Consider the following 12349-nt stretch of genomic DNA (forward strand, 5'->3'; position numbering starts at 1 on the left):
CTGCGTCTGTGGAGAAACTGACGGAGGCCCTGCGTGCTTCACTTCTGGCCAACAAACGGCTGAAGCAGGAGAACAAAGCCCTGACCGAGGTGGCGCACGACCCGGTCGTCCTCGTCGGGATGGCGTGCCGGTTCCCGGGCGGTGTGCGGGGGCCGGAGGACCTGTGGCGCCTGGTCGCGAACGGAGCCGAGGGCATCGGCCCGTTCCCCCTGGACCGAAACTGGGACCTCGACGCCCTGCTGGGCACCGACGGCCCCGGCTCCGGGCTCTCGGCGACGGGCGAGGGCGGCTTCCTCGAGGGGCCGGGTGACTTCGACGCGGCGTTCTTCCGGATGTCGCCGCGGGAAGCGGTGGCGACCGATCCGCAGCAACGTCTGCTGCTGGAGGTCTCGTGGGAAGCGCTGGAACACGCCGGGATCGATCCCTCGTCGCTGGCCGGGAGCCGGACCGGGGTGTTCGCCGGCGTCTACCAGTCCGGCTACAACGAACTTCTCTCGCGTGCCGACGAGCAACTGCGCGGTCACCAGATCACCGGTGGCGCGCCGAGTGTGATCTCCGGCCGGGTCTCCTACACCCTCGGGCTGGAGGGCCCCGCGGTCAGCGTGGACACCGGCTGCTCCTCGTCCCTGGTCTCGATGCACCTGGCCGCCCAGGCACTGCGGGCGGGGGAGTGCACACTGGCGCTGGCCGGCGGGGTCGCGGTGATGGCCGCATCCGACGCGTTCGTCGGGTTCACGGCGCAGGGCGGCCTCGCCACCGACGGCCGGTGCAAGTCCTTCGCTGACGCCGCCGACGGCACGGGATGGTCCGAGGGCGTCGGGATCGTGGTGATGGAGCGGCTGTCCGACGCCCGCCGCCACGGCCACGAGGTGCTGGCGGTGTTCCGTTCGAGCGCGACCAACCAGGACGGCGCCTCCAACGGCCTGACCGCGCCGAACGGTCCGTCGCAGCAACGCGTGATCCGCCAGGCGCTGACCGCCGCCGGTCTGTCCGCCTCGGACATCGACGCGGTGGAAGCGCACGGCACGGGTACGAAACTGGGTGACCCGATCGAGGCGCAGGCGCTGCTGGCGACCTACGGTCAGAACCGCCCCGAGGGCCGGCCGTTGTGGCTGGGGTCGCTCAAGTCCAACATCGGCCACACCCAGGCGGCCGCCGGTGTCGGCGGTGTGATCAAGATGGTCATGGCGCTGCGGCACGGGGTGCTGCCGAAGACACTGCACGTGGACGCGCCGACCACGCAGGTCGACTGGACGCAGGGCGACGTGCGCCTGCTGACCGAATCCCGGCCCTGGCCCGAAAACGGCCACCCCCGGCGGGTCGGGGTGTCGTCGTTCGGCGTCAGCGGCACGAACGCGCACGTGATCCTCGAAGCGCCCATCGACGCCGGCCCGACCGCCGCCGCCCCGTCCGGCCCCGGTGCTTTCGGCGCCGCGGGCGTGGTGCCCTGGATCCTGTCGGGGAAGACCGAAGACGCGTTGCGCGCTCAGGCGGCGAAACTGCTCGCGCATCTGACAGCGGATCCGGCGCCGGGTCCGGTCGACGTGGGCTGGTCGCTGGTCACCACACGGGCGAGGTTCGAGCACCGCGCCGTGCTGCTGGGCACCGAGCGCGACACACTGCTGACCGGGCTCAGGGCTGTCGCGGCCGGTGAATCCGCTCCGGGCGTGACGCTGGGCATCGCGGCCGAGGACAACCAACTGGGCGTGTTGTTCACGGGGCAGGGTGCGCAGCGGGTGGGGATGGCGCGTGGGCTTTATGCGGAGTCGCCGGTGTTCGCGGCGGCGTTGGACGGGGTTCTCGCGGAGTTGGATCCGTTGCTGGACCGGCCGTTGTGTGAGGTGATGTGGGGCCGGGACGCGGAGTTGGTCGACGAGACGGGGTGGGCGCAGCCGGCGTTGTTCGCGGTCGAGGCGGCGTTGTTCGAGGTGCTGCGGGCGTTCGGGGTGACTCCGGACTACCTGCTGGGGCATTCGATCGGTGAGGTGACGGCGGCTTATGTGGCGGGGGTGTGGTCGCTGGGGGATGCGTGCCGGGTGGTGGCGGCGCGGGCGCGGTTGATGCAGGCGCTGCCTTCGGGTGGGGCGATGGCGGCGATCGCGTTGCCGGAGACCGAGGTGGTTGAGCTGCTGCCGGAGAGTGTGTCGGTCGCGGCGGTCAACACGGCGGGTTCGGTGGTGGTTTCGGGGCCGCGCGAAGCCGTGGACGGTGTCGTCGGGGTCGTGTCCGGGCGGGGACACCGGGTGTCGCGGCTGCGGGTGTCGCACGCGTTCCATTCGTCTCTGGTGGAGCCGATGCTGGCGCAGTTCCAGCAGGTTCTGGAGTCGGTGAGCTTCGCGCCGCCGCGGATCGCGGTGGTGTCGAACCTGACCGGGGTCCGGGCGACGGACGCCGAGTTGTGTTCGCCGGAGTACTGGACCCGTCAGGTGCGGTCGGCGGTGCGGTTCGCCGATGGCGTGCGCTGGCTGGGCGAACAAGGTGTCACGGCGCTGGTCGAGCTCGGGCCGGACGGGGTGCTGTCGGGCCTGGCACGGGAAAGCTGCCCGCCGCAGACGGTCGTCGTGCCGTTGCTGCGCCGCGAACACGATGACGTGCCGACCCTGGCGTCGGCGGTGGCCCGCCTCTGCGCGCAGGGCGTCGAAGTGGACTGGACCACGCTGTTCGCCGGCCGTGACGTCACGCGGGTGCCGCTGCCGACCTACGCCTTCCGGCACCAGCGGTACTGGCGCACCTCCAGCGGTTCGGCCGACGTGTCGGCGGCCGGCCTGACGGCAGCGGAGCATCCGCTGCTGGGCGCGGTGCTGTCGTTGCCGCAGACGGACGGGCTCGTGTTCACCAGCCGGCTGTCGGTGCGCGCCCACCCCTGGCTGGCGGATCACGCGGTGCGTGGCGCCGTGGTGTTCCCCGGCGCCGGTCTCGTGGAGCTGGTGATCCGCGCCGGCGACAGCGCCGGCTGCGACCGGCTCGACGAGCTGGTGCTGGAGACCCCGCTCGTCCTGCCCGCGCAGGGCGGAGTTCAGCTTCAGGTCGTCGTCGGCGAGGACGACGCGCACCGGCGCGCTGTCGCGGTGTACGCCCGGCCGGACGGCGAGGAGACCTGGACCCGGCACGCCACAGGCACCGTGAGTCCGGCCGCGACCGGACCCGCGGACCACGCGCTGTTCGACGTGCTCGGCCGGCAGTGGCCCCCGGCGGGCGCGGCGCCGCTGGACACCGAGCGGTTCTATGAGCGGCTCGGCGGCGGTGAGTTCGCCTACGGACCGGCGTTCCGGGGTCTGCGCGAGGCATGGCGGGACGGCGACCGGATCCTCGCCGAGATCGAGCTGCCCGAGCCCGGCCGCGGTGCGGCGGAGTCGTTCGGCATTCACCCTGCCCTGCTGGACGCGGCGTTGCACGCCATGGTCTTCGCGGACCTGGCGTCGGCCGGGGCGGGCTGGCTGCCGTTCGGCTTCGCCGACGTCGTGCTGCGGGCCTCTGGCGCCTCGCGGCTACGGGTGGCGCTGACCCGGACGGGTTCGGACGAGGTCACCCTCGCGGTCGCGGACGACACCGGGGCGCCCGTGCTGTCCATCGGCTCGCTCGCCGTGCGGCCGCTGGCCGCCGCCAGCGTCACCGCCGGCGAAGGCGGCACTTTGCTGAAGCCGGAGTGGATCGAGATCACCGCTGCCGCCGCCGCGGTGGACGAGTGGCTGGTCGCGGATCCCGCCGACGTGACCGCGATAGCGGACGGCGCCGAACCCCAGGCGGTGGTGCTGGCGGTTTCCGGCGACCCGGAGGCGGTGGTCGCTTCCGCACACGAGCTGACGGGCCACGTGCTGCGGCAGGTGCGGCAGTGGCTGTCGGACGACCGGTTCACCTCGATCCCGCTGGTGATCGCGACCTCGGGTGCGGTCGCCGCGGAGCGGGAGCCGGTACGCGACCTGGCCGCCGCGGCGGTGTGGGGCCTGGTGCGGTCGGCGCAGACGGAGCACCCAGGGCGCTTCGTCCTGCTCGACGCCGACCGCGCCGTGGACGCCGGCGTGCTGGGCCAGGTCCTGGCCGCCGACGAGCCGCAACTGGCGGTGCGCGAAAGGCGGCTCCTCGCGGCCCGGCTGACGAGGACCGGACCGGCCGACGAGCTGGCCGCCCCGCGGGACACGCCGTGGCGGCTGGCGTCCACCGGGAAGGGTCTGCTGGACGACCTCGCGTTGCTGCCGTGCCCCGAAGCGGCCGAGCCGCTGGAGAGCGGGCAGGTCCGGATCCGGGTGCACGCGGCCGGCCTGAACTTTCGCGATGTGCTCAACGCGCTGGGCATGTACCCAGGCAAGGCGGGACCGCTGGGCGGCGAGGCGGCGGGCGTGGTCACCGAGACCGGCCCCGGTGTGACCGGTCTGCGCGTGGGCGACCGCGTGATGGGCCTGGTCCCCGGCGGGTTCGGGCCTGTCGCGGTGACCGATCACCGGCTCCTGACGGTGGCGCCGGACGGATGGTCGTTCACCACGGCCGCCTCCGTGCCGATCGTGTTCCTCACCGCCTACTACGGCCTGGCCGACCTCGCGGGTCTTCGCGCCGGGGAGTCGGTCCTGGTGCACGCGGGCGCGGGCGGCGTGGGCCTGGCCGCGATCCAGGTCGCGCGGCATCTCGGCGCGGAGGTCTACACCACTGCGAGCGAAGGCAAGTGGGACGCCCTGCGTGCGTGGGGTGTCCGGCCTGACCGCCTCGCGTCCTCGCGGGATCTGGGCTTTCGCGAGGCTTTCCGCACCGCCACCGCCGGACGGGGCGTCGATGTCGTGCTCAACTCCCTGGCGGGGGAGTTCGTGGACGCCTCGCTGGACGTGCTCGCGTCCGGCGGCCGGTTCGTGGAGATGGGCAAGACCGACGTCCGCTCGGCCGAGAACCTCACGGACCGGTACCCCGGCCTGAGCTACCGCGCCTTCGACCTGACCGACGCCGGCGCCGAGCGCGTCCAGCACATGCTGCGCGAGCTGGTCGGCCTGTTCGAAGCCGGCGCCCTGCGGCCGCTGCCGGTGACCACGTGGGACGTACGGCAGGCGCCGGAGGCGTTCCGGTTCATGAGCCAGGCCAGGCACATCGGCAAGTTGGTACTCACCGTGCCGCACGAGCCGGACGTCGCGGGCACCGTGATGATCACCGGTGGTACCGGCGCTCTGGGCGCGGTGGTGGCGCGGCATCTGGCCGTCGAGCACGGTGTCCGGCACCTGATGCTGCTGAGCCGCCGCGGCCTTGATGCCCCGGGAGCAGCGGAGTTGGCCGCCGAGCTGGCCCGCCACGGCGCCGAGGTCACGGTGGCCGCGTGTGACGTGACGGATCGGCGGGCGTTGGCGGACGCGCTCGCGTCCGTCACCCCGGAGCATCCGCTGACCGGGGTGGTGCACACCGCGGGTGTGATCGACGACGGGGTGATCGGCTCCCTGTCGCAGGACCAGGTGGACCGGGTGCTGGCGCCGAAGGTGGACGCCGCCTGGCACCTGCACGAGCTGACCCGGGACCTGGACCTCTCGCTGTTCGCGGTGTTCTCGTCGCTCAGCGGCGTGCTCGGCAGCGCCGGCCAGGCGAACTACGCGGCGGGCAACGTGTTCCTGGACGCGCTGATGCAGCGGCGGCGGAACCTCGGACTGCCCGGAGTGTCGATGGCGTGGGGCCCGTGGACCACCGAGATCGGTATGGCCGGCGCCCTTTCGCCGACCGACCTCCAGCGGCTCGCGCGTTCGGCGATGTCAGCACTGGCCACGGAGCAGGGCATGGACCTGTTCGACCGGGCGGCGCGTTCCGCACAGCCGGTCCTGGGACTCGCCCGCCTGAATCTGCCGGCCCTGCGCAAGCAGCAGGACCTGCCCGTGTGGCGCACGCTGACGGGCGGGCGCCGGCCCGCCGCGAACCGCGGCTTCGCCGGCGGGGGACCGGGCGGGCGGCTCGCTTCGATGTCCACGGTGGACCGTGAGCGGGCGCTGGCCGAACTGGTCCGCGAATCCGCCGCCACGGTGCTGGGACACAGCTCGGGCGCCGGGATCGATCCGGCCCGGCTGTTCAGCGACCTGGGGTTCGACTCGCTGACCGCCGTCGAGCTGCGGAACCTGATCCAGGCCAGGACCGGGATCGCCCTGGCGGCAGGCGTGGTGTTCGACTACCCGACCGTCACCCGGCTCGCCGGGCACCTGGCCGACCGGTTCGGCGACTCGCCCACGACGGGGACGGCCGCCGTGCCGGAGCTGGTGTCCGTGGCCGACGACCCGGTCGTGCTGGTCGGGATGGCGTGCCGGCTCCCGGGCGGGGTCACCGGTCCGGACGATCTCTGGCGGCTCGTCAGTGAGGCGGGGGACGGGATCGGCCCGTTCCCCGTCGATCGCGGCTGGGACCTGGACGAGCTGGTGGGCCCGGACGGGACCGGCATGTCGGCCACCGGCGAGGGCGGCTTCCTCGCGGGCGCCGACGAGTTCGACGCGCCGTTCTTCCGGATCTCGCCCCGCGAGGCGGTGGCGGCGGACCCGCAGCAGCGGTTGCTGCTGGAGGTGTCGTGGGAAGCCCTGGAGCAGGCGGGCATCCTGCCCGAAACGCTCGCGGGCAGCCGGACGGGGGTGTACACGGGCGCCTACCAGATGGGCTACGGCGAACTGGTCGCCCGGTCCGACGACCAGCTGCGAGGACACCAGATCACCGGTGGCGCGACCAGCGTGATCTCGGGCCGGGTGTCCTACGCGCTGGGCCTGGAGGGTCCGGCGGTGAGCGTGGACACGGCGTGCTCCTCGTCGCTGGTCGCCATGCACCTGGCGGCGCAGGCGCTGCGCGCCGGCGAGTGCTCGCTGGCTCTCGCCGGTGGTGTCACGGTGATGGCCACGCCGGAGGCGTTCGTCGGGTTCACGATGCAGGGCGGGCTGTCCGCGGACGGCCGGTGCAGGTCCTTCGCCGAGACCGCGAACGGGACCGGCTGGTCCGAGGGCGTGGGCGTGGTGGTGCTGGAGCGGATGTCGGACGCGCGCCGTAACGGTCATGAGGTGCTGGCGGTCTTCCGGTCGAGCGCAGTGAATCAGGATGGTGCGTCGAACGGTTTGACGGCGCCGAACGGTCCGTCTCAGCAGCGGGTGATCCGGCAGGCGCTGGCGGCGGCGGGTCTGTCCACGTCGGACGTGGACGTGGTGGAAGCACATGGCACGGGCACGCGGCTGGGTGATCCGATCGAGGCCGACGCGCTGCTGGCGACGTACGGTCAGGACCGGCCGGAGGACCGCCCGTTGTGGCTGGGCTCACTGAAGTCGAACATCGGGCACTCGCAGGCGGCCGCGGGCGTCGCGGGCGTGATCAAGATGGTCCAGGCGATGCGGCACGCGGTGCTGCCGAAGACCCTGCACGCCGAGCGGCCGACCACGCAGGTGGACTGGGCGCGGGGCGAGGTGCGGCTGCTGACCGAGGCGATGCCGTGGCCGGAGAACGGGCACCCGCGCCGGGCCGGGGTGTCGTCGTTCGGCGTCAGCGGCACGAACGCCCACGTCATCCTTGAGGCCCCGGCCGAAACCGACGCGCCGCACGAGACCGCGCCGGGTACCGGTGTGGTCGGCGCCGACGGTGTGGTGCCGTGGGCGCTGTCGGGCCGGTCGGACGAGGCGGTGCGGGCGCAGGCCGCCCGGTTGCTGGAGTACGTGGAGGGCGCGCCCGCGCTGCGTCCCGTCGACGTGGGCTGGTCGCTGGCCACCACGCGTACCGCGTTCGACCACCGGACCGTGGTGGTGGGCGGCGACCGGGAGGAGCTGGTCACCGGGTTGCGTGCGCTCGCGGCCGGTGAGCCCGGCGCCGGGACCGTCTCGGGTGCCGCGGTGGCCGACGCGCGGCTCGGGGTGTTGTTCACGGGGCAGGGTGCGCAGCGGGTGGGGATGGCGCGTGGGCTTTATGCGGAGTCGCCGGTGTTCGCGGGAGCGTTGGACGGGGTTCTCGCGGAGTTGGATCCGTTGCTGGACCGGCCGTTGTGTGAGGTGATGTGGGGCCGGGACGCGGAGTTGGTCGACGAGACGGGGTGGGCGCAGCCGGCGTTGTTCGCGGTCGAGGCGGCGTTGTTCGAGGTGCTGCGGGCGTTCGGGGTGACTCCGGACTACCTGCTGGGGCATTCGATCGGTGAGGTGACGGCGGCGTATGTGGCGGGGGTGTGGTCGCTGGGTGATGCGTGCCGGGTGGTGGCGGCGCGGGCGCGGTTGATGCAGGCGCTGCCTTCGGGTGGGGCGATGGCGGCGATCGCGTTGCCGGAGACCGAGGTGGTTGAGCTGCTGCCGGAGAGTGTGTCGGTCGCGGCGGTCAACACGGCGGGTTCGGTGGTGGTTTCGGGGCCGCGGGGTGACGTGGATGGTGTCGTCGCGGTTGCGGCCGGGCGTGGTGTGAAGGTGTCGCGGTTGCGGGTGTCGCACGCGTTCCATTCGTCGTTGATGGATCCGATGCTGGCGGAGTTCGCGATGGTTCTGGAGACGGTGGAGTTCCGGCCGCCGCGGATCCCGATCGTGTCGAACCTGACCGGTGAGGTCGTGGCCGCACAGGAGCTGTGCTCCCCGCGGTACTGGACGGACCAGGTCCGCGGCACGGTGCGATTCGCCGACGGCGTGCGGTGGCTGGGCGAGCAGGGCGTCAACACGATGGTCGAGCTGGGCCCGGACGGAGCGCTCTGCGGATTGGCGCAGCACAGTTCGGCCGTGGCCGCCGTGCCGCTGCTGCGCCGGCAGAAGCCCGGCGGGCAGTGCGACTCGGGCCTGGTGCTGTCGGCAATCGGGCAGTTGTCCGCCCACGGTGTGGCAGTGGACTGGACGACGGCGTTCGCCGGCCGTGGCGCGGTCCGGGTCCCGCTGCCGACGTACGCCTTTCAGCACCAGCGGTACTGGCCCGACAAGGCACTGGCCGCCCCGGAACCGTCCGAGGACCGGACGGACCGGCGGTTCTGGGCGTCGGTCGAACACCAGGACGTGCAAGATCTGGCCGCGACGCTGGGACTCGACGGCGGTGTCGTGGCGCCGGTCGTGCCCGCGCTGGCTTCATGGCGGGCCCGCCGGCACGAACAGTCCCTGGTGAACGGCTGGCGCTACCGCGAGGCATGGAAGCGGCTGGCCGTCGCGGGAGCGCCGAAAGCCGGACAGTGGCTGGTCGTGGTCCCGGAAGGCGCCCGCGACGACGCCTGGGCGGCGGAGGTGGCGGACGCCCTGGGCGCGAGCACACTCGTGCTCGACCACAGCGGGGCCGAGCTGGCCGAGCAGCTGAAGCAAGTCTGTGAGTCCGGTGCCGAAGTGACCGGTGTGGTGTCGCTGGCCGCCGCCCTGGAGCCGGGCATCACCGCCGGACTGGCGGCGACGGCCTCGTTGCTGCGAGCCGTGCTGGACGGCGGCCTCGCCGCCCGGACCTGGGTGGTGACCCGCGGCGCGATGTCCGTCGGGCCCCACGACCCGGTGACCGCCCCGGCACAGGGCGGGGTGTGGGGCCTGGGCCGGGTCGCCGCACTCGAACTGCCCGCGCTGTGGGGCGGGCTGGCCGATCTGCCCGAGGTGCTCGACCCGCGCAGCGCGCGCTGGCTGGCCGCCACGCTGCCCGGGGCGACCGGCGAGGACCAGATCGCGGTGCGCCCGTCAGGCGTGTTCGGTCGCCGACTCGTTCACGCGCCCGTGACCGGATCCGGTGCGCCGTCGTGGACGACGTCCGGGACGGCGCTGGTCACCGGAGGCACCGGTGAGCTGGGTGCGTACGCGGCGCGGTGGCTGGTCGAGCGCGGCGCGGAGCACGTCGTGCTCGTGAGCCGCCGTGGTCTCGACGCCGAGGGCGCGGACGCGCTGCGGCTGGAACTGGAGGTCGCCGGCGCCCGCGTCAGCGTGGCCGCTTGCGACGTGACGGACCGGCAGGCGCTGGCCGAGGTGGTGGCGGACATCCCGGAGGAGTGGCCACTGCGGACCGTCGTACACGCGGCCGGTGTCATGAGCGAAGACCGTGCGCTCACCTCGGTGACCGCCGACGACCTCGACCAGCAGGTACGGGCCAAGGCCCACGGCGCGCACACCTTGGACGAACTCACCCGCGAGCTGGAGCTCGACGCGTTCGTGCTGTTCTGCTCCGGTGCGGGCGCCTGGGGCAGCGGCGGGCAGGCCGGATTCGCGGCGGCCAACGCGTACCTCGACTCGCTGGCCCGCCACCGCAGGGCGGCGGGACGCACCGCGACCGCGATCGGGTGGGGTTCGTGGGACCAGGTCGGGGCGCTGAGCGATCCGGGCGCCGCGCAACGCGAGCAGCTTCGCCTGCTCGGAGTCGTGCCGATGCGGCCCGAGCTGGCCATCGCCGCGTTGCAGCGTGCGGTGCACGACGACGAGACCGCGATCGTCGTCGCGGATCTGGACTGGGCGCGGTTCGCGCCCGTGTTCACCGCGGCGCGGCCGAGCGCCCTGCTGTCCGGGCTCCCGGAGGCCGAAGCGGCACTGACCGCGACGCGGGACGACACCGCGATCCGCGGAGGACTGCGGGACCGGCTCGCCGGACTGTCCGAAGCGGACCGCCGCCAGGTGCTGCTCGGCCTCGTCCGTGACTCGTCCGCGGCCGTACTGGGCCACGGGTCGAGCGCGGAGATCGAGAGTGATCAGCCGTTCAGCGAGTTGGGCTTCGACTCGCTGACGGCGGTGGAGCTGCGCAACCGGTTGCAGGCGGCGACCGGGGTCGCGCTGCCCGCGAGCCTGGTGTTCGACTACCCCACGGCGAACCGCCTCATGGACCACCTCGCCGGCCGGTTCGGCGTGACGGAACCGGCCGAGCCGTCGATCGGGCCGGCGTCGGTGCCGGTCGCCGACGATCCGGTCGTGCTGGTGGGCATGGGCTGCCGGTTCCCGGCCGGGGTGTCGAGCCCGGAGGCACTCTGGCGGCTGGTGGCCGACGGGGCGGACGGCATCACGCCGTTCCCGGCCGACCGCGGCTGGGACCTGGACACGCTGGTGGGCACGGACGGACCGGGCTCCGGGACGTCGGCGACGGGTGAGGGCGGGTTCCTCGACGAGGTCGCCGACTTCGACGCGGCGTTCTTCCGGATCTCGCCGCGTGAGGCGCTGGCCACCGACCCGCAGCAGCGGCTGCTGCTCGAAGTGTCCTGGGAGGCGCTGGAAAACGCGGGGATCGACCCGAACTCGCTGGCGGGCAGCTCGACCGGCGTGTTCGCCGGCGCCTACCAGTCCGGGTATCTCGAGCTGGTCTCCCGGGCCGACGAGCAACTGCGGGGCCACGCGCTCACCGGTGGCGCGGGCAGTGTGATCTCCGGCCGGGTGTCCTACGCGCTGGGCCTGGAGGGTCCTGCGGTGAGTGTGGACACGGCGTGCTCGTCGTCGCTGGTCGCGATGCACCTGGCGGCGCAGGCGCTGCGCGCCGGCGAGTGCTCACTGGCGTTGGCCGGCGGGGTGACGGTCATGGCGGCGGCGGACACCTTCGTCGGGTTCAGCATCCAGGGCGGCCTGGCCGCGGACGGCCGGTGCAAGTCGTTCTCGGACGACGCCGACGGGACCGGCTGGTCCGAGGGCGTGGGTGTGGTGGTGCTGGAGCGGTTGTCGGACGCCCGTCGGAACGGCCATGAGGTGCTGGCGGTGTTCCGGTCGAGTGCGGTGAACCAGGACGGCGCGTCGAACGGTTTGACCGCGCCGAACGGTCCGTCGCAGCAACGCGTGATCCGGCAGGCCCTCGCCGCGGCGGGTCTGTCCACGTCGGACGTCGACGTGGTCGAAGCGCACGGTACGGGTACGAAGCTGGGCGATCCGATCGAGGCGCAGGCGCTGCTGGCGACGTACGGTCAGGACCGGCCCGAGGAGCGGCCGTTGTGGCTGGGCTCGCTGAAGTCGAACCTCGGGCACATGCAGGCAGCCGCGGGCGTCGGCGGTGTCATCAAGATGGTGCAGGCGCTGCGGCACGGTGTGCTGCCGAAGACGCTCCACCTGGCCGAGCCGACCAGCCAGGTGGACTGGTCCGAAGGCAACGTGCGGCTGCTCGCCGAGGCGATGCCGTGGCCGGAACACGATCGTCCGCGCCGGGCCGGGGTGTCGTCGTTCGGCGTGAGTGGCACCAACGCGCACGTGATCCTCGAAGCCCCCGCCGACTCGCCTGCGCCCCCGGCCGCCGCCGGCGCCGACGGGGTGCTGCCGTGGGTGCTCACGGGCAGGACCGAGGAAGCGGTGCGGGCGCAGGCGGCGCGCCTGCTGGAGTTCGTCGAGGCGGATCCGGCGCCGCGTCCGGTGGACATCGGGCACTCGCTCGTCGGCTCGCGGGCCGTGTTCGACCACCGGGTCGTCGTGGTGGGCGGTGACCGGGACGAACTGGTCGCCGGGCTGCGCGCCGCCGCTGCGGGTGACCCCGCGCCGGCCGTGGT

The 12349-nt window shown here is 73.3% G+C and carries 2 pseudogenes; both read left to right on the top strand.

Annotated elements, in window-relative coordinates:
• Positions 1–8: 8 nt before the first annotated feature.
• A pseudogene (locus OHA86_RS36200) lies at positions 9–3596 on the top strand (type I polyketide synthase); the annotation flags it as partial.
• Positions 3597–3710: 114 nt separating this feature from the next.
• Positions 3711–12272 (top strand): annotated as a pseudogene (locus tag OHA86_RS36205) (type I polyketide synthase); the annotation flags it as partial.
• Between the last annotated feature and the right edge of the window lie 77 nt (positions 12273–12349).

This window comes from Streptomyces sp. NBC_01477, assembly GCF_036227245.1.
GTDB lineage: Bacteria > Actinomycetota > Actinomycetes > Streptomycetales > Streptomycetaceae > Actinacidiphila.